At 69.8% G+C, this 18,689-nt stretch carries 19 protein-coding genes; 9 read left to right on the top strand and 10 right to left on the bottom strand.

Translation table 11 applies throughout. The features are described from left to right. The first annotated feature begins 108 nt into the window (after window positions 1-108). Window positions 109-1,650: an acetyl-CoA hydrolase/transferase family protein gene (locus tag IJ15_RS0102525; protein WP_051918451.1), complete on the top strand. Its 1,542-nt coding sequence runs from the start codon at window positions 109-111 to the stop codon at window positions 1,648-1,650. Window positions 1,651-1,792: 142 nt separating this feature from the next. On the opposite strand, the gene IJ15_RS0102520 is transcribed toward IJ15_RS0102525, so the two are convergent. The 5 genes from IJ15_RS0102520 to IJ15_RS0102500 all read right to left on the bottom strand — a co-directional run bounded on the left by IJ15_RS0102520 (window position 1,793) and on the right by IJ15_RS0102500 (window position 6,851). Further along, entirely contained in the window at window positions 1,793-2,461 is a 669-nt protein-coding gene (locus IJ15_RS0102520; protein WP_031936769.1) for an ABC transporter ATP-binding protein, read from the bottom strand. Then, complete coding sequence (locus tag IJ15_RS0102515; protein WP_031936768.1) at window positions 2,458-3,387, bottom strand: ABC transporter ATP-binding protein; 930 nt, start codon at window positions 3,385-3,387, stop codon at window positions 2,458-2,460. The genes IJ15_RS0102520 and IJ15_RS0102515 overlap by 4 nt, the downstream gene beginning before the upstream one ends. Next, window positions 3,384-4,220, bottom strand: coding sequence for an ABC transporter permease (locus IJ15_RS0102510; protein ID WP_031936767.1), 837 nt, complete (start codon window positions 4,218-4,220; stop codon window positions 3,384-3,386). Before IJ15_RS0102510 ends, IJ15_RS0102515 begins: the two co-directional genes overlap by 4 nt. Then, window positions 4,213-5,166: an ABC transporter permease gene (locus IJ15_RS0102505; RefSeq protein ID WP_197059723.1), complete on the bottom strand. Its 954-nt coding sequence runs from the start codon at window positions 5,164-5,166 to the stop codon at window positions 4,213-4,215. Before IJ15_RS0102505 ends, IJ15_RS0102510 begins: the two co-directional genes overlap by 8 nt. An 80-nt stretch (window positions 5,167-5,246) precedes the next feature. Next, window positions 5,247-6,851, bottom strand: a complete 1,605-nt coding sequence (locus tag IJ15_RS0102500; RefSeq protein WP_031936766.1) for an ABC transporter substrate-binding protein — start codon at window positions 6,849-6,851, stop codon at window positions 5,247-5,249. 344 nt (window positions 6,852-7,195) lie between these two features. Between IJ15_RS0102500 and IJ15_RS0102495 the strand changes: the two genes are divergently transcribed. From IJ15_RS0102495 to IJ15_RS0102470, 6 genes are all read left to right on the top strand, one after another. Beyond that, entirely contained in the window at window positions 7,196-7,501 is a 306-nt protein-coding gene (locus tag IJ15_RS0102495) for an urease subunit gamma (RefSeq protein ID WP_031936765.1), read from the top strand. 4 nt (window positions 7,502-7,505) lie between these two features. Continuing rightward, on the top strand, window positions 7,506-8,267 hold the full coding sequence (locus IJ15_RS0102490) for a sirohydrochlorin chelatase (RefSeq protein WP_031936764.1): 762 nt from the start codon (window positions 7,506-7,508) through the stop codon (window positions 8,265-8,267). 110 nt (window positions 8,268-8,377) lie between these two features. Continuing rightward, window positions 8,378-10,543, top strand: a complete 2,166-nt coding sequence (gene ureC, locus IJ15_RS0102485) for an urease subunit alpha (RefSeq protein WP_081880541.1) — start codon at window positions 8,378-8,380, stop codon at window positions 10,541-10,543. 7 nt (window positions 10,544-10,550) lie between these two features. Then, a complete protein-coding gene (locus IJ15_RS0102480; protein ID WP_031936762.1) occupies window positions 10,551-11,240 on the top strand; it encodes an urease accessory protein UreF in 690 nt (229 codons plus the stop codon). A gap of 19 nt (window positions 11,241-11,259) precedes the next feature. Beyond that, the gene (ureG, locus tag IJ15_RS0102475; RefSeq protein WP_231569393.1) at window positions 11,260-11,937 is read left to right on the top strand and encodes an urease accessory protein UreG; all 678 of its coding nucleotides are present in this window, start codon (window positions 11,260-11,262) and stop codon (window positions 11,935-11,937) included. Beyond that, window positions 11,934-12,842 (top strand): urease accessory protein UreD, encoded by a 909-nt coding sequence (locus IJ15_RS0102470; protein ID WP_031936760.1) that lies wholly within the window; start codon window positions 11,934-11,936, stop codon window positions 12,840-12,842. The genes ureG and IJ15_RS0102470 overlap by 4 nt, the downstream gene beginning before the upstream one ends. A 6-nt stretch (window positions 12,843-12,848) precedes the next feature. On the opposite strand, the gene IJ15_RS0102465 is transcribed toward IJ15_RS0102470, so the two are convergent. Next, complete coding sequence (locus tag IJ15_RS0102465) at window positions 12,849-14,492, bottom strand: MFS transporter (RefSeq protein ID WP_031936759.1); 1,644 nt, start codon at window positions 14,490-14,492, stop codon at window positions 12,849-12,851. Between the two features lie 106 nt (window positions 14,493-14,598). On the opposite strand from IJ15_RS0102465, the gene IJ15_RS0102460 reads away from it, so the two are divergent. After that, entirely contained in the window at window positions 14,599-15,576 is a 978-nt protein-coding gene (locus IJ15_RS0102460) for a DUF2889 domain-containing protein (protein ID WP_031936758.1), read from the top strand. Window positions 15,577-15,584: 8 nt separating this feature from the next. Here the strand turns inward: IJ15_RS0102460 and IJ15_RS0102455 are convergent, their stop codons facing one another. Together IJ15_RS0102455 and IJ15_RS0102450 are read right to left on the bottom strand one after the other, a co-directional pair. Beyond that, window positions 15,585-15,923, bottom strand: coding sequence for a hypothetical protein (locus IJ15_RS0102455; RefSeq protein WP_156111993.1), 339 nt, complete (start codon window positions 15,921-15,923; stop codon window positions 15,585-15,587). Window positions 15,924-16,075: 152 nt separating this feature from the next. Beyond that, the gene (locus IJ15_RS0102450) at window positions 16,076-16,699 is read right to left on the bottom strand and encodes a malonic semialdehyde reductase (RefSeq protein ID WP_031936756.1); all 624 of its coding nucleotides are present in this window, start codon (window positions 16,697-16,699) and stop codon (window positions 16,076-16,078) included. A gap of 78 nt (window positions 16,700-16,777) precedes the next feature. On the opposite strand from IJ15_RS0102450, the gene IJ15_RS0102445 reads away from it, so the two are divergent. Next, entirely contained in the window at window positions 16,778-17,107 is a 330-nt protein-coding gene (locus IJ15_RS0102445; RefSeq protein ID WP_031936755.1) for a winged helix-turn-helix transcriptional regulator, read from the top strand. Between the two features lie 25 nt (window positions 17,108-17,132). Here the strand turns inward: IJ15_RS0102445 and IJ15_RS0102440 are convergent, their stop codons facing one another. Together IJ15_RS0102440 and IJ15_RS0102435 are read right to left on the bottom strand one after the other, a co-directional pair. Further along, a complete protein-coding gene (locus IJ15_RS0102440) occupies window positions 17,133-17,735 on the bottom strand; it encodes a phosphatase PAP2 family protein (protein ID WP_031936754.1) in 603 nt (200 codons plus the stop codon). Window positions 17,736-17,786: 51 nt separating this feature from the next. Further along, complete coding sequence (locus tag IJ15_RS0102435) at window positions 17,787-18,641, bottom strand: alpha/beta hydrolase (protein WP_051918462.1); 855 nt, start codon at window positions 18,639-18,641, stop codon at window positions 17,787-17,789. Between the last annotated feature and the right edge of the window lie 48 nt (window positions 18,642-18,689).

The raw sequence follows: 18,689 nt of genomic DNA, 5'->3' as shown, positions 1-18,689 counted from the left end.
GACATGCGCATAGCGAAGCGAAACCTGCACGTCAGGGGCATTTCGATTGTTCGAAGCGGGACGTTCATCGGGATGTCGAGAGTTAGCCTTGTCACTGTGACCTCGCGCATGGATGAAGCCGGCTTCCTGTCGAACCCGACCCGGATCCGCAATTCGGTGTTCCGAAACAAGGTGACCTCCGCCGCGGAGGCCGTCGAGTTCATCCACCCCCACGACACGGTGGCGATCAGTGGATTCGCCAGCGCCGGAACGCCCAAGGCGATCATCCCCGCGCTCGCGGACCGCATCCACGCGGTTCGTGGCGCGGGGTCGAACTTCACCATCAACCTCCTGACCGGAGCCTCGGTGTCCGCGGGCACCGAGCGTCTCCTCGCCGAGGTCGACGGCATCTCACTGCGGATGCCGTACCAGTCCGAGCCGACCGCGCGCCGCAACATCAACTCCGGCCGGATGGACTACGTCGACATCCACCTCTCGCACGTCGCGCAGCAGGTGTGGGAGGGCTATTACGGCAACGTCGACGTCGCGGTCGTCGAGGTCGCCGGGATCACCGAGTCCGGTGAGCTCATCCCGTCCGCGTCGATCGGCAACAACAAGACCTGGCTCGACGTCGCCGACAAGGTCATTCTCGAGGTGAACTCGTGGGTGCCGGAGGCGATGGAGGGCATCCACGACGTCTACTACGGCACCGCGCTGCCGCCGTACCGCAAGCCGATTCAGCTCACCTCGGTCGAGGACCGCATCGGCCAGCCGACGCTGCGCGTGGATCCCAACAAGGTGGTCGCGGTCGTCGAGACGCACGCCCGCGACAGCGCGAGCCCGCTGACCCCGCCCGACGACGTCAGCCAGGCCATCGCGGCGCACGTGCTCGACTTCTTCGAGTACGAGGTGTCGAAGGGACGCTTGCCCGCGGATGGTCTGCTGCCGCTGCAGTCCGGTATCGGCAACGTCGCCAACGCGGTGCTGCAGGGGCTGGATGCCGGCCCGCACAAGGGGCTCACCTGCTTCTCCGAGGTGATCCAGGACGGGATGCTGCACCTCATCAAGCACGGCACGGTGCGGTACGCGTCGGCGACGTCGTTGGCGTTGTCGGAGGCGGGCATCGACGAGCTGATGTCGAACATCGACTTCTACCGCAAGCACATCGTGTTGCGGCCGCAGGAGATCAGCAACCACCCGGAGGTCGTCCGGCGCCTCGGCATCATCGCGATGAACGGGATGCTCGAGGCCGACATCTACGGCAACGTGAACTCCACGCACGTCATGGGCACCAAGATCATGAACGGTATCGGCGGCTCGGGCGATTTCGCCCGCAACGGCTACCTGTCGATGTTCATGAGCCCGTCCACCGCGAAGGGCGGCACGATCTCGTCGATCGTGCCGATGGTCCCGCACGTCGACCACACCGAGCACGACGTCCAGGTGCTCGTCACCGAGCAGGGCCTGGCCGACCTGCGGGGGTTGTCGCCCCGCAAGCGGTCCCGCGTCGTCATCGAGAAGTGTGCGCACCCCGATTACCGGGCGATGCTGCTCGACTACGTCGACCGCGCGGAGGCCTACCCGTCGGCCGGCCACACCCCGCACCTGCTGGGCGAGGCACTGTCGTTCCACGAGCGGTTCAACGAGACGGGGTCGATGCTGCGGAACTGACTGTTCCGCAGGTGGGTTCGCCGATCAGGGCAGAAGCCCGGCGAGCAGTGAGTCGACGATCTCGTCCGTCGAGATCTCGGGCATGAGTGGTGTGGTGAGCCGGTCGGAGTCGACACCCGCACGTTCCGGTCCGGGGTGACGGTCACGGAGTGCGCGCGGCGCCGGTGAGGGGCAGTTCGACGACGTCGTCGGCCCACACCTCGAGCAGTGCGTGGTCGTGGCTGACGGCGAGTACGCCCAGCCCGGTCCGCGTCTCCTCGCGCAGCACCGCGACAAGGGCAGCGGTGGTTGCAGGGTCGAGCATTGCGGTCATCTCGTCGCAGATCAGATAGCGCGGTCGCTGCACCAGAGCTCTTGCGAGACAGGCTCGTTGCAGCTGTCCGTCGCTCACCTGGTGTGGGCGACGGGTCAGCAGGTCCGGCGTGAGCCCCACTCGCGCGGCCGCGGCGCGCACGATGCCCGCGCGTTCGACCCGCGGAACCCGCGACAGCGCAAGCGGTTCCGCGACGATCCGCTCGAGCGTCAACCGCGGCGACGTCGACTGGCGCGGGGACTGGAACAGCATCGCAATCGCCCGCCGGGTCTCGGGTGGCGCGTCGGCGCGGCGGCCGACGGCCACCCCGTCGATGTGGACCTGTCCGGACCACGGTTGGTGCAGCAGCGCGCACACTCTGGCGAGGGTCGTCTTTCCGGCACCGGACGGCCCGGTCAGTCCGATGGTCCGGCCGCGCGGAATCTCGATCCCGGCGCCGTCGAGGACGGGAGCGCCGCGGTCGTGTCCGGCGCGGATTGCTTCGGCGGTCAGGCTCACTCGGTTCCTCCGATCCGGGTGCGGACGGTGCGGTCGCCGGTCCGCACCAGGTGGGTTCGGCCGCCCGAGAAGGCGGTGTCCGGGCGTCGCAGGTGGTAGACGCAGTCGTCGGGCAGGTCGGTCAGTTCCGGTGGGGACCCCGGCATGGGACGCAGTCCGTTGTGGGGCAGTGCCGCCATCAGGTCCTTCGTGTAGTCGTGCCACGGATCGTCGAGTACCTCTGTGGCCGGACCGGATTCGAGGATCCGGCCGGCGTACATCACCGACACGGTGTCGGCGTGCCCGGCAACCGCGGCGATGTCGTGGGTGATGAGCAGGACCGCGGCACCGGACGCCGCGCAGCCCCCCAGGAGGGTCAGGATCCGCTCGGTGAGGTCGGGGTCGAGGCTGGACGTCGGTTCGTCCGCGACGATCACCTCCGGGTCGCCCGCCAACGCGAACGCGATCGCCGCCCGCTGCGCCATCCCGCCGGACAGCTCGTGGGGGTACAGGTTGCGGCAGCGCGCGTCGAGTCCGACGCGGTCGAGGAGTTCGCTGCCGCCGTAACGGCTCTCGAGGTGTCGTAGGGTCTCGTCGAGTTGTGCACCGATGGTGCGGACCGGCGTCAGGTAGGTGGCGGCGGATTGCGGGACGAGGGCGATCCGGCGTCCCCGGACGGTGCGCAGGACCCGTTCGCGAGCGCCCACGATCTCGACGTCGTCCCCGCCGTCGGACGTCAGCCGGACGGATCCGGACACGCGCGCGTGGGGTGGCAGCAGCCCGCAGATCGCGGACGCGACTATCGATTTGCCGCAACCGGATTCGCCGACGACGGCGTGGGTGCCGCCGGTCTCGAGTGTCAGGCTCACGTCGGTGGCGGCGTGCACGACTCCGGTGCCGACCGGGATCCGGACGGTGAGCGCGTCCACGGTGAGCGCGGCGGTCATCGAGGTGCCCTTTCCAGGATCGGGGGGCTGATCCGGTCACGCAGGGACGCCCCGATGCCGGCGACCGCGAGTGTCGCCGCCACCAGCAACAGTGACGGGAATGCGAGTGTCCACCATCCGCCGAGGAGCATCGTCGAACGCGCTTCCTGCAGAAGCGTTCCCAACGACGGCTGGTGTGGGGGCAGACCGAGGCCGAGGAACGACAGCGTCGTCTCGTGCCAGATGGCGTGCGGCAGCAGCAGTACCACCGCGATGAGGGCCTGTCCGGCGGCGGCCGGGGCCAGGTGGTGTCGCATCACGTGCCATCGTCCGGCGCCCGCGAGGTGGGCGGCGTCGACGTACTCGCGGCCGCGCACGCCGAGGACCTCGGAACGTGCGATGCGCGCGACCTGCGTCCAGTGGGTCAGGGCGATCGACGCGATGATCGCCGGGATGTTGCCCCGGAACAGCGCCACGATGACGATGCCCAGCAGCAGGTGGGGGAGGGCGTTGACGCCGTCGACCACACGCATGACGATCCGGTCGAACCATCCTCCGAAAGTTGCTGCGGCCACGCCGATCCCGGTGCCCAGGACCGTGGAGACGATCGCGCACACCGCGGCGATGAACAGCGAGATCCGCAGCCCGGCCGCCACCCGGACGAACAGGTCGCGTCCCGCATTGTCGGTGCCGAACCAGTGTTCGGCGCTCGGTGCCAGGCGCGCGTCGGCGAAGTCGGTGAGCCGGTTATCGATGCCCGCGAACCACGGCACCAGAACGGCGTACGCGACGATCGCGGTCAGCACGACCGCAGAGACCAGCAGCCGACGGTCGAGACGTGCGAGCCTACCCATCGGTGCTCACCCGCGGATCGAGCAGTGTCAGCGCGACGTCGGCGAGCAGCGATCCGATCAGCACGATCAGCGTCGTGCCGACGGTGAGCGCGGCGAGCAGCGGGAAGTCGAGTTCGCGCGCGGACGTGACCACGGCCCCGGCGATCCCGGGCCATGAGAACACCTCCTCGACGATCGCCGCGCCGACGATGATCTCCGGCAGCCGCAGGCCGATCACGGTCACGAACGGTCCGAGCGCCACCGGGACGACGTGCCGCAGCAGGATCGTCCGTTCCGGGATGCCGCGGGCGCGGGCCCCGCGGACGGCGTCCGAGCCGATCGCGTCCCGCACCGACTGCCGCACCGACAGCGCCAGCCACGGCACCTGAGAGACCGCGAGCACGGTCACCGGCAGCACGAGGTGCTCGGCCACCTGACCGAACGTCGGATCGCTCCCGGCGTCGGTGAGGCCCGCGACGGGCAGCCACCCCAGCGACAGCGCGAACACCGCGACCGCACCGAGGGACAGCACGAACGGCGGGGTGGCCTGCACGACCGAGGCGAGCGGCGCCACCACCCGGTCCAGCAGACCGCCCGGTCGCGCGCCGGACCACACGCCGAGCACGAACGACACCACGATCGCCAGGCCCAGACCCAGGCACGTGAGTAGCAGCGTCCACGGCAGCCGTTCACCGATCACGGCCGCGACCGGCTGCCCGAAGCTGCGGGAGACCCCGAGATCACCGGACAGCAGCCCACTCACCCAGTGCCCGTACGTCGTCCACCACGGGTCGTGCAGGCCCAGTTCGGCGGCAAGCCGGGCCCGGTCGGCGTCGCTGGTGGTCACGTAGCGGTCGCCGAGGTAGCCGGCGAGGGGATCGAACGGCGAGCGCGACGCCAGCGCGAACAGCGCCGCCGACACCACGATCAGCAGCGGGATCGCGAAGGCGGCCCGGCGCAGCGCCATTCGGGCGACCTCGCGGCGTCGGGCGTGGAGGCTGCGCCGCGGTGCGGCGGTCGCGGCCTCCGGGGGTGCGGACGTCGTCGTCACGGACGGGTCCAGTCCCGCAGATTCCACCACGGACCCCAGTTGACGCCGTGACTGTGCGGCTCGAGGATCGGTGTCGACCCGGTCCAGTCGCTGCCCCGCAGCACGTACGTGTGGTCGAGGAACACCAGCATCACGTAGCCGGGGTCGGCGACGTACGCGTTCTGCACCGCGCGGTAGTCGGCGGCGCGCGCGGCCGGGTCGATGCTGCGGCGGGCGTCGTCGAGCGCGCGGTCGATCTGCGGGTTCACGTAGTCGGAGGCGTTGTCGTAGCCGCTGCCGACGCCGGGCTGCGCGTACGACGAGTGCAGCGTCGAGTACAGCTGGGTGTCCGGGTCGTAGGGCAGGTCGCCGCCGCCGAGCAGCCCGGCCTTGGCCGTGAGCTGGTCCGGGAACACCCCGCGGTCCACGGCCTCGACGTTCACCCGCACCCCGATCTTCGACGCGTCGGAGGCGAAGGCCTGCGACAGGTCCCGGCGCAGCGTGTCCTGCGGGAAGTACATGACGTCGAACTCGGCGCGGACGCCGTCCTTGCTGCGCACCCCGTCCGGGCCGGGCACCCAGCCCGCGTCGGTCAGCATCTGCTCGGCACGGGCCCGGTCGAACGGGAAGACGGCCGTCGCCTCGTACGAATCGCCGTACACCTCGGGCACCGGGGTCGACGCCGCCCGGCCGTGGCCGCCGAGGATGTTCGTCACCATCGCGCCGCGATCCACCGCCAGGTTGAGCGCCATCCGCATCGCCGGGTCCGCGGTGACCGGGTTGTCGGCGGGCAGTGTCACGCCGCGCCAGTCCGCGGAGGTGTTGGCGACCACCTCGTATCCGTCGCGACCTTCGAACGTGTTCGCCAGGAGCGGCGGGATGTTCGCGCCGTCGAGTTCGCCGGACGCCATCCGCTGGGCGCGGGCGTTGTCGTCCGGCACGTAGACCACGGTGAGTTTCTTCACCTGCGGCGCGCCGTCCCAGTAGTCCTCGTTGGCCTCGTAGACCGCCTGGTCGGCGCGCAGCGACACCAGCTTGTAGGGGCCGGTGCCCACCGGTGCGCTGTTGAGCGGCGACTGTTCGGCCGGCCCGCCGGTGAGGCGTTCGGCCGGGGCGATGCCGAGCAGCAGTTTGGTCGGCCACGGCGCGTACGGGTAGGCGAGCCGGAACTCGACGGTGTCCGGGCCGGTGGCCTCCACCGACTCGAGCATGTCGTACGACGTGGCCAGCGGTGATGCCGATGCGGGATCGAGGATCGCGCGATAGGTCGCGACGACGTCCTCGGGGCCGAACGCGGTGCCGTCGGTGAACCGGACGCCCTCGCGGACCTTGACGGTCCACACCGTCGCGTCGGCGTCGGGGACCGGCATCTCCGCCGCCAGCGCGGGCTCGAGCACCGGGATGCCGGTGTCCTGGCCGCCGGTCAGCCGGACCAGGCCGTCGTACACCTTGGCCTCACCCGCCTCTCCGAAGCCGGCGACGGGGTTGTAGTTGCCCAGCTCGTAGCCGTCGGCGAGCACCAGCGCGGTTCCGCCACGATCGCCGGACGCCGCTGGCGTCGAGCAGCCGACCAGGGCAATCGTCGCAATCGAGAAAACGGAAAGAGCTGGAACAAGTTTCATGATCATCCCCGGGTGTGGGTCTGGGCGAGGGGGAACGGAGCCGACATATGTGGGGCTGTTCAGATGAGAAGGTAGCAGCCGGGCGCAAGTCGGATCGTCGAATTCGACTCGGTCCGGCCACATTCCGACGTCGACGCGGTGACGGTCACCCCCCTCACAGTGGCAGTTCCCGATGGAGGGGCGCGTTTGATAGCTCGACGAGAATCTGTAAGATGTTGGGCGCCGCCAGATTCCAGGAACCGAAGCCGCTGCATGCGCTCGCGACCGATCGTCTCGCTCGCTCCCCTGGTTCGCGGCACCCATCGACAAGGCATCCCCAGTGGATGAGAACGGACAGTGCCCGCATGAACCTCAGTCCCCGCGAGATGGACAAGCTCTACATCCACGTCGTGGCCGATCTGGCGCGCCGTCGCCGTGATCGAGGTCTGAAGCTCAACTACGGCGAGGCGGTCGCGCTGATCAGCGAGGCGATCGTCGAGGGTGCGCGCGACGGCCGTACCGTCGCGGAGTGCATGCAGGTGGGCCGACAGGTGCTGACCGGCGACGACGTGATGCCCGGCGTGCGGGACATGGCCCAACTCGTGCAGGTGGAGGCCACGTTCGTCGACGGCACCAAGCTGGTGTCGTGCCACGACCCGATCGGCGGATGAGCCGATGATTGCCGCGAACGTGATCCTGGTGTGCGGGCACGAGTGCCCCGACGCCGCGTACCTGCGTCGGATCGACCCCGGTTGGACCGTCGTCGCAGGTGGGCGCGCCCTGGCGGAGGCAATCGCGGCCGTGCGGGCCACGTCCTCCGCGCCGCTCTGCGTTGTTCCGATGACCCTCGGTCGCGATCCCGGCCTGGTTGCGGACGCCGCCCGTGCGTTGAGTTGGGCACGCAGGGAATCGAATTCGACGCCGGTTTCCCTTGCTCGGCCGCTGGGTGCAACCGACCATCTGGTCGGGTGGTTGCGGGGGCGTGCGGTGGCCGCGGCCTCCGACGCACTACTGGTGACGGCGCCTACGGGAAGCCCGTTCGAGGATGCCGAACTCTTCCGAATCGCCCGGCTGGTGCGACAATTCGGACCTTCCGGTCTGGTGGAGGTGGCGCTGCTCGGCGGTGATCCGGACCTCGATGCGGGAATCGACCGGTGTCGTCGACTGGGCGCCCGCGAGATCACCGTCCTCCCGGCGTGGCTGGGGTCGGCTCCGCCCCCGCCGGGGGAGGGGGTCGTCGACGGCGGCCCACTGCTCGGTGACGCGGCGCTGCGCGGGGTGGTCGCGGCCCGGGTGTCCGATGCCCTGCACCTGCTCGATCACGGACACGACGGGATCGACGACGGGCTCGAGGCCGACCACGGGCAGGGCTTCGCCCACAGCCACGGTCCCGGTGAGGGCCACGGGCACGGCCACGGCCACGGCCACGGGCACTGACCTTCTCGACGACACCGCACACCGCGGCTCCCGGCTTGTGCCGAGAGCCGACTTCTTCATTCAGCACTGCAGCGACGGGGTGAACCCGCCGGAAAGGACGAGACACCGTCATGACGGAGGGAGCGAAGTACCTCTACGCCCACGAGCCGGTACCCCTCAACGCCGGTCGGCGGCGAGTCGTGGTCACGGTGTCGAACGTCGGTGACCGCGCGGTGCAGGTCGGCTCGCACTACCACTTCTTCGAGGTGAACCGGGCCCTGCGATTCGACCGGGCCGCGACCTACGGCATGCACCTCGACATCGCGTCGGGCACGGCGGTGCGGTTCGAGCCCGGTGACACCCGCACCGTGACGCTGTGCGACTTCGGTGGCACCCGCGAACTGGCGGGCTTCGCCGGCCTGGTGGACGGAGGCGGTGACGACGTCGTCGCACTCGACGGTCCGGGGACCCGGGAGCGGGTCTTCCAGCGGGCGCGCGAGCGCGGATTCCTCTCCGGCGCCGACGAATCGGGCGCCGTCCGGGACCGTGCGGAGCCCCGGCCTGCTGTGCTGCCCCGCCGGACCTATGTGGACCTGTTCGGGCCGTCGACCGGCGATCGCTTCACGCTCGCCGACACCAACCTGGTCGTCGAGGTCGAACGGGACTGCAACACGGGTGCCTTCGGGGACGAGGCCGTGTACGGCGGCGGCAAGGCCATCCGTGACGGCATGGCGCAGGACCCCGCCGCGACGGCGGCGTCCGGTGCACTGGACCTGGTGATCACCAACGTCGTGGTGCTCGACGCGATCCTGGGTGTCGTCAAGGGCGACCTCGGCGTCCGCGGCGGCCGGATCGTCGGCGTCGGCAAGGCCGGCAATCCGCGCACGCAGGACGGGGTGGACCCGGATCTGGTGATCGGACCCGGCACCGAGGTGATCTCGGGCGAGCACCTGATCGCGACGGCGGGCGCCGTCGACACCCATGTGCACTTCCTGGCGCCGCAACAGGTGGAGGAGGCCCTCAGCAACGGCGTCACCACGATGATCGGCGGCGGCACCGGGCCCTCCGACGGCAGCAAGGGCACCACGTGCACGCCGGGGCCGTGGCACATCGGCCGGATGCTGCAGGCCGTCGAGGAACTGCCGGTCAACGTCGGGCTGCTGGGCAAGGCGACTTCGCTGCCCGCGGCGATGGCGGAGCAGATCGCGGCGGGGTTGTGTGGGATCAAGATTCACGAGGACTGGGGCGCGACACCCGCCACGATCGATGCGGCACTGCGTGTGGCCGACGACATGGATGTCCAGGTCGCGATCCACGCCGACACCCTCAACGAGTCCGGATTCTACGAGGACACCCTCGCCGCGATCGACGGCCGGACCATCCACACGTTCCACACCGAGGGCGCCGGCGGCGGGCACGCACCGGACATCCTGCGGGTCGCGGGGGAGTCGAACGTGCTTCCGGCGTCGACCAATCCGACGCTGCCGTACACGATCAACTCGGTGGACGAACTGCTCGACATGGTGATGGTGTGTCACCACCTGCGGCACGACATCCCGGAGGACGTGTCGTTCGCCGACTCGCGGGTGCGGGCCGAGACCATCGCGGCCGAGACGGTGCTGCACGACGACGGCGTCATCTCCATCTTCTCGTCCGACTCGCAGGCGATGGGCCGGGTCGGGGAGACCTGGACGCGGGCCATCCAGACGGCGCACCACTGCAAGGACCAGCGGGGCCCGCTGCCCGAGGACACCGCGGCCGACGGCACGTCCCGCAACGACAACGAACGCATTCTGCGCTACGTGGCGAAGACGACGATCAACCCCGCGCTCGCGGCGGGTGTCGCCGATCATGTCGGTTCGCTCGAGCCCGGGAAGCTCGCGGACATCGTGCTGTGGCCCGTCCATTCGTTCGGTGCCAAGCCGAGTCTGATCGTCAAGGGCGGGCTGATCTGCTGGTCGCTGATGGGCGATCCCAACGGCTCGATCTCGACGCCGCAGCCGGTCCGCTACCGGCCGATGTACGGGGCGCTGGGGGCGGCGATGCGCTCCACACGGCTCACGTTCGTCTCGCAGGCGGCACTGGATGCCGGTGTCCCGGAGCAGCTCGGATTGCAGTCTCCGGTGGTGGCGGTGCGGGGCTGCCGCACGATCGGCAAGCAGGACATGGTCCGCAACACCGCGACGCCCGAGATCACCGTCGACCCGGACACCTATCACGTCCGCGCCGACGGTAAGACCGCGACGATCGCTCCGGCGCAGCGCCTTCCGCTCACCCAGCTGTTCTACATCGTGTGAGCCGGACATGACCGATGTGGCCGCACTGCTGGTGACCCTGCAGCTCACCGACTCCGCGTTCCCTGCGGGCTTCTACACGCTCTCGCACGGACTCGAGGGCTACGCGCAATCGAAGTCCGTGACCCCCGAGACCCTGCCGGACCTGCTGGTCGATCTGCTCCGGAACTCGGTGGGGCCGTCGGACGCGACCGCGGTGGCGTTGGCGCACGCCGCTGTCCGCGAACGCGACCCCGAGCAACTGCGCCGGGTGGACCGGCGGCTGTACGCCACCAAGCTCAATCGGGAGCTGCGGCGGGCATGCACCCGCACCGGACACCAGATGCTGTCGGTGTCGCGGCAGACGTTCGGCCGCAGCGACATCGACGATTTCGCGGTGGAGGTGCGGGCCCAGCGCACGCCGGGGACGCAGCCCGTCGTGACCGGGGTCGTGGCGGCGGCGTGCGGAGTCGAGGTGGCGCAGGCCGTGGCCGGCGACCTGTTCGCGTTCTCGTCCAGCCTGGTCGGGGCGGCGCTGCGCCTGCGGCTCACCGATCACCTGCGGGCGCAACGCATCCTGGCCGATGCCGCACCGGTGATCGAGGAGGTCACCGAGACTGCGCTGCACCGCAATCTCGACGATATCGGCGGGTGCACACCCGTCGCCGATGTGATGTCGGCTCGACACGAGCGGGCCGAGGCCCGCCTGTTCGTCAGCTGACACCGGAGAAGGAGATGACATGACCGAGGTTTCCGAGCTTTCCGAGCTTTCCGAGCTTTCCGATTTTGCCGAGTCCTCCGAGACGTCCCGGGTTCTCCGGGTCGGAATCGGCGGGCCGGTGGGTTCCGGCAAGACCGCGCTGATCGAGGCGCTGGTCCCCGTCCTGACCGCGCGCGGGTACAGCCCCGCGGTGATCACCAACGACATCTACACCCAGGAGGACGCTCAGCACGTCCGGCGCACACTCGACGGAATCCTGGACCCCGCAAAGGTTGTCGGTGTGGAGACCGGCGCGTGTCCGCACACCGCGGTCCGTGACGACCCGACGATGAACCTGGCCGCCGGTGCCGAACTGCTCGACCAGTTCCCCGACGTCGACACGCTGCTGTACGAGTCGGGTGGTGACAACCTCACGCTGACCTTCAGTCCGGTGCTGGTGGATCTGTTCCTGTTCGTCCTCGACACCGCCGAGGGCGAGAAGATGCCACGCAAGCGTGGCCCGGGCATCACCGAGTCGGATCTGTTGGTGATCAACAAGATCGACATCGCGCAGTACGTGCGGGCCGATGTGTCCGTGATGGAGTCCGATGCCTACCGTGTCCGCGACGGACGCCCGGTGCAGTTGACGAACTGTCTCACCGGACAGGGGCTCGAACAGATCGCGGACTTCCTCGACACGTTCAGGAAACCGGCATGAGCACGCCCGACGTGCCCGGTGTGGTGGCCGCCTACGCGGGCACCCCGGAGACGCTGCCGGTAGGCAGTCCGGGCAAGAACGGGATCCTGGAACTGGGATTCGCGGTCATCGGTGGCCGGACCGAGCTCACACATCACCGGCAGCAGCCGCCGTTGCAGATCATGCGTCCGCTGTACGTCGATCCCGAGCGTCCCGACCTGCCCGTCGTGTACCTGATGTCGACAGGTGGCGGGCTGGTTCAGGGCGACCGGCTGCGGTTCGACTTCGATTGCGGTCCCGGCACTTCGGTGCACCTCACGACGCAGGCGTCGACGAAAGTGCAGCGCATGGACACGGACTACGCCACGCAGTCCGTCCGGCTGCGGGCCGGGGAGAAGGCGTTCGTCGAGTACCTGCCCGAACCGCTGATCCCGTTCGGCGGCGCGCGCCTGCACCAGCGGACGGAAGTCACCGTCGATCCCACCGCCACCGTGATCATCGGGGAGACGGTGCTGGCAGGCCGTCTGGCGCGCGGGGAACGGCACGCCTACGACGTGCTCGCGTCGGATCTCGAGATTGCCCGGCCCGACGGCGGCCTGCTCGCCGTCGACACGATCCGGCTGCACCCGTCCGGCAGCGGCGTGACCGGTCCGGCCGTGTTCGGCAGCCACGACGTAATGGGCTCGCTGTACGTGATCAGCCCCCTCGCCTCGGCGACAGCACTCGCCGACGTCCTGGACGGGGCGATCGACGGTGCGTCGGAGGAAGCTCGCGCCGGCGTCAGCATCCTCCCGGAGGACTGCGGTGCCTGGATCCGAGTGCTCGGACCGGACACCGAGGCGGTCGCCGCTATCGTGTTGCGGGCCTGGAACGCCGCGCGCCGACTCCTGGTGGGGGTGCCGGCCCCGCACATCCGCCGGACCTGACCGCCCTCACACGGCGGCCTCGTCGGCCTCGTCGGCCCCGTCGTCCTCGCCGGCCCCGACCGGTCTGGTTGGGATACGGCCGGTGCCGAACAGGGCGGCGACGGCCAGCAGAGCCGCCACCGCGAGCGCGCTCTGCAGGGCCGCGAGTCGGGCGCCGGCGTTGGCCTCGACCACCGCGTCCGCCACCTCCGGGTCGACCCCGGCGTCGCGCAGAGCGGGCTCGAGTTGGGCGTCACTGAGGAAGGGCACGCCGCTCGCGAGATCGGTCTCGGCCTGCTGCTGCACCGAGTCGGGCACCCGGGGGTCGTTCTGGATTCCGGCGACGATCGACGCGCTGAGGGTCGCGATCAGGACCGACCCGATGAGCGCGGTGCCGAGTGACGCACCGAGGTTGGTCGCGGTGTTCTGCAGTCCGCCCACCTCGGCGCTGCGCGAATCGGGCACGGCCGACACGGTGACCGCACCCAGTTGCGACGCCAGCGCCCCCAGGCCCAGGCCCATGAGGAGCATCGGAACGGCGACGATGCCGGCGTTGGCGCCGGGGTCCATGCCGGCGGCCAGGACGACGATCCCGACGATCATGGCGCCCAGCCCGATCCGGACGACACGCCGCGGCGACGCGTGCGGCCACACCCGCGGTATTCCGACCGCGGCCAGCAGCAGCGCGATCGACAGCGGAAGCAGACGGACCCCGGTCTGCAACGCACTCAGTTCGAGGACGACGGACAGGAACAGCGGCACCGCGAAGAAGACCCCGGCCTGGACCATGAACTGCGCGAAGAACATCGTCAGGCCGCCGGACAGTTGCCGGTTGCCGAGCAGGCGGGTGTCGAGCAACGGTTCCCGGCCGAGCCGGGTCAGGCGGGCCTCCCACCGCATGAAGGCGTAGACCACCAGGAGTCCGGACAGGACGAGCCAGCACACGGGGGACAGGCCGAACATCTCGGGTCCGCCGGCCCGACTGCGCAGCCAGCCCCATTCACCGGACCGCAGCACACCGAACACGACGAGTCCCAGGCCGAGCACCGACAGCAGCGACCCGACGATGTCGAGGCGCACCCGCGCCGGTGGTGCGTCGTCGATCCGGCGGAGAACCGGCAGGATCAGCAGCACCAGGACCACCTCGCCGGCGAAGACGTACCGCCACGACGCGAAGGTGGTGACGGCGCCGCCGATCAACGGACCCGCGGCGACCGCGACCGCACCGGAAGCGGCGACCAATCCGTAAGCGCTCGAGCGTTTCTCGGGTGGGAAGTTGGACGCGACCAGTGCCACGATGGCGGGCATGATGAGCGCCGCTCCCACACCCTCGAGGAGCGACCAGCCGATCAGCAGGACCGTGAGATTGGGGGCGAGCGCGGTGGTCAGCGATCCCGCCCCGTAGACGACGAGCCCGATCGCGAACGCCCGCCGGCGCCCCACGATGCTCCCGATCTTGCCGCCGGTGATCATCAGGGTCGCCATCACGAGCGTGTACAGCGTGATGGCCGTCTGGATGCCGGTGATCGTCGTCCCGAGATCCGACGCGACCATCGCCATCGACACGTTCATGACCGAGCTGTCGAGCGTCATCAGGAACTGGCCGGCCGACAGCGTCGCCAGGACGAGTGTCGCCCTGGAGCCGACCGACCGTCCCGCGCGCGGGCCCATACCTGATTGAAGCAGGGCGGGGACCCGCGGCGTCGCGGATCAGCCGATTCCCGCGGGGCGAGAGATCGCCTTGACGGTGGCCGGGATCGGCGGCACCGTCGACGCCATGACTGAGTGTGGACCGGACCCCGCGTTGCACGGTTCGGTGCGTGGACCACGGGCGGATGTCCCGGCGGCACGGCCGATGTCCTGTCGGCGCGTCACCTGTCTGGACCTGGACCGGCCGAACGGAATCGGTGGCGCACTCGAACTGTCCGGGCAGGCTCGAGATTTCGAGGTGGACGGCGAGCGGGTGCCGTCGGTTCGTGAAACCGCGAGTCTCCGAGCGACCGTGGACTACCACCGGAACCGAGTCCTGACGGCCCTCGAGACCGTGCCCGCATCGCCGGAACTTGTGGGCCTGGTCGGCGAGTCCGCCATCGGTGGCTTCCGTGGGCGCCTCGGTGCGATCGCCGCGAGTGGTGCCGCCCGCCGGGGAACACCACTGGCGGCGCTGCTCGACGACGTGCCGTTGGGCACCCTCATCTCCGGGCACGCGGTGTCCGCGGCCAACGAACTGGATACGCAGAACGCCACTGCGGGAACCGGATACGTTCCGGTCGGTGACCAGTGTGCCGGCTACGCCGATCGGGGAGTCCTCATCGGCACGATCCGGATGCGTGGACGCAGCCCCGTCGCGGACGGCCCGGTCGCCCCGCGCCTCGACGACGCATTCGGGTGGCTACCGGGCCCCCTCGCGCCGCATTCCATGCGTCGACGCCGGCGGATCGACCGCTGGCGCGTCGGCGGCGTCCTGCACATCGACGCGATGTTCCGCGACACCTACGGTCGCCCCGACGGAGTCGAGACCGTCATCCACGAATACCGGCTCGAGGTGGTTGCGGACGCCGGGACCGGCATCGTCCGGGACGCCGTCGCGACGCCGCACGTGCTGCCGTGGTTCGACTGCCCCGGCGCGGTCCCGAGCGCCGGTCACCTCGTCGGCATGACACTCGCCGAGGTGGAGTCCCGGGTCCGGCGGGAGTTCCGCGGAGTCGACACCTGCACCCACCTCAACGATCTGTTGCGGAGCATCGCCGACTGATCGGACCGCTAGCTGCCGAAACCTCCCAGTCCGCCGAGGCTACCCAGCGGATTGCCGCCGCCGAACAGGCCCTGGTTCTGTCCGCCCTGTCCCTGCTGCCACTGGTTGTACTGTTCGGGCCGGTCCTGCCATTGCCGATCGTGCTCATCGTGACGCCGGTGCTCGCCGTGGTGGTTGTCCTGGCCCTGCCCCTGGTCCTGCTGCCAGTTGTGCTCCACCGGACTCGACTGCGGCAGTGGGTCGGCCAGCGCCGGCGCCACCACGATGATCGCGGGAACGGACACGAGAACTCCTGCCGCCGCCACCCGCATCAGGACGCGTCGTGACCTCTTCGGGATTGTGCTCATCTTCTTCGATCCTTCCGTGGCCTGGGCCATGTCGTGATCTCGAACCTCACCGGTCGGTGCTGCACGTTCCAGTAGATGCCTCGACCTCGAGTGCCCCCTGGGGCGACGATGTGAGTCTCCTGTGCGGGCGGGGTGCGCGGCGTCGACGAGGTTCAGGCCCAGTGCAGGGTCTCTGCCGGGTCGAGTCGGGGCAGCCGGTCGAACCACGGGTTCTCGCCGGGGTGGCCGATGTTGATCACGAGGATCGACTTCCACCGTCCGTCGGCGAAGAACTCGCCGTCGATTCCGGCGGCGTCGAAGCCGGCCATCGGGCCGGCAGCGAGGCCGAGCGCGCGGACCGCGAGGATGAAGTAGCCCGCCTGCAGCGCCGAGTTGAACGACCCGGTGCCGGTGCGCGCCTCCTCGTTGGCCTCGTAGAAGTCGGCCATCTCGGGGCGGATCGGGAACACCGTCGGAATGTGTTGGTGGAAACGGGTGTCCACCGCGAGGACGGCGACCGCGGGCGCCGTCGCGACCTTGGACTTGTTGCCGTCGGACATGTGCTCGACGAGCCGCGCGCGGCCCTCGTCGGTGCGGATGAAGAGCACCCGCAGTGGCTGGGTGTTGGCGGCAGTCGGCGCCCACTTCGCGAGTTCCCAGATCTCGGCGAGTTCGGCGTCGGAGACGGGGGTGGGGGCGAAGGTGTTCGCGGTGCGCGCCTCGGTGAACAGGGCGGCGCGCCCGGCCTCGTCGAGGGTGTTCAGCGTGTGGGTCAGACCCTCTGCGAGCTCGGTCATGGCACTTCCTTCTTCTTTGCAGCTTCTATTTTGCTAGTGGCTACATCGAAAGTAGCACTCGTTGCTATGGTCGAGAGCATGGCAATCGAGGAGCAGGAGCCGAGGGCGTGTGACGCTGCCCTCGCGCGCGCCTTCGAGTTTCTCGGGAAGCGTTGGAACGGGGTCATTCTCGCGACCCTGCTGTCCGGCCCGGCCGGATTCTCCGAGTTGCGTCGTGCGGTCGCCGGCATCAGCGACTCGGTGCTCTCCGAGCGACTCGGAGCGCTGGGCAAGGCCGGACTGGTCAGGCGGGTGGTCGACGACGGTCCCCCGATTGCCGTCACCTACAGCCTGACGCCGGCCGGCCAGGCGCTTCTGCCCGCCTTGCGCGAGATCACGGCATGGGCCACCGCGAATCTGCCTGCCTGATCGTGGAAGGCGCCGGGGCGTCGTCCTAGGCGATGGACGCGTACGTGAGACCGGCGGCGACGGCCCCGGCGAGCGCGCCGACGACGACCTGCCCCCGCGTGTGGTGTCCGAGGTGCACCCGGGACCAGCCGATCAGCGGTGTGGCGGCCAGGGTCAGCAGCCACCACGGTGAGAGCGCGAGGGCCAGAACGACTGTGACACCGGCAGAGACACCGGTGTGAATGCTGACCTTCCAGTGGAAGATGCTGGTGATCGCGGTCGCGGCCAGCAGTGCCACCAGGCCCGCCGACATGAACGCGATCATCTCGATCGGTGCGTGCGCGACGATCAGGACGAGTAGTCCGCCCAGTACGACACCCAGCAACACGACCATCAGCAGGTGCCGCTCGTCGATCCGCGTGACGTGGTGATCGCCGATCTTCGCCCGCCGCATCCCGGCGAGGATGACGGCCATCGGCACGACGCCGGCACAGATCGCGACGAACACTCCCCAACCGGGTGCGCCCACAGCGACTCCCATGCCCACCGACGCGGCGATGTTGACGACCCACGGCGCGCCGACCTCGGTCAGCACGCGGGCGGTCACGTCGATCGAGGTGCGGTGGCTGCGCAGGCCGAGATCTGTCATGCGCCCACGGTAGTGGTCGCCGCGCGGCCCACCGGCCGGGCCTCGCGGCGATCAGTGACTGATCGGTGCGCCGAATCCCTTCGACGCCAACCACTCGATCACGGTGTCGGCCACCTCGGGCCAGCCGTGGTCGACGGTGAGCGAGTGGCCGCGGTCCGGGAAGACGACGTAGTCGTTGTCGGTGCGTGCCCGGTGGTAGCGGTGGAATGCGGAGCGGCTCACCGACTCGGGCACCGTGCGGTCCCGGCCGCCGCCGAGGATCAGCAGGGGTCCTCGCTCGACGTGGGTGTCGACATGGGCGGGCGATCCGGGCAGCAAGTTGGCGAACGCCGCCTGGAACAGGGGCCGTCCCGGCGACGGGATGGACCAGTGGTCGTACAGCGAGTCCGACTCGCTCCGGTCGAGCGCGTTGCCGAAGCCGTGGGCGAAGGCGTCGGGGGTGAGCGTGACGCTGCGTTTCGCGTTGGCGGGGTTGCCGAGGACGGGGAAGGAGGAGCGAAGCTGTGCGAGCGGAATCGTTTTCACGCCCTGGATCTGCGCGGGATCGATGGCGACGGCGGCCGCGGCGACGTCCGCGGCGAGGAGTTTCTGGGCAATCAGGCCGCCGAACGAGTGTCCGACGATGATCGGTTTGCGTCCGAGTGGGGCGATGGCCTCGGCGAAATGGGCAGTGACCTCGTCGATCCCGATGCCGGCCTGGTCCTCGGCGTGCGCGCGGGTGTCGGGGACCGTCGGCGCCTCGCCGGGCCAGGTGGGGGCGAGGGTCGGGAATCCGGCCGCGGCGAACCTGTCTCGCCACGGATCCCAGGACGATGCGGCCAGCCACAGGCCGTGGACGAACATGACCGGTGGTACATCGTGGGGGGCTGTCGGATCGGGTGAGTGTGCCGAGGGGGTATCGGTCATCGTCGGATCCTTCCGGGTCGTGGATCGCGTACCCAGTGCTTCCTCCAC

This window comes from Prescottella defluvii (assembly GCF_000738775.1).
GTDB classification, from domain to species: Bacteria; Actinomycetota; Actinomycetes; order Mycobacteriales; family Mycobacteriaceae; genus Prescottella; species Prescottella defluvii.
This window is presented reverse-complemented; position numbering and strand designations above follow the sequence as displayed.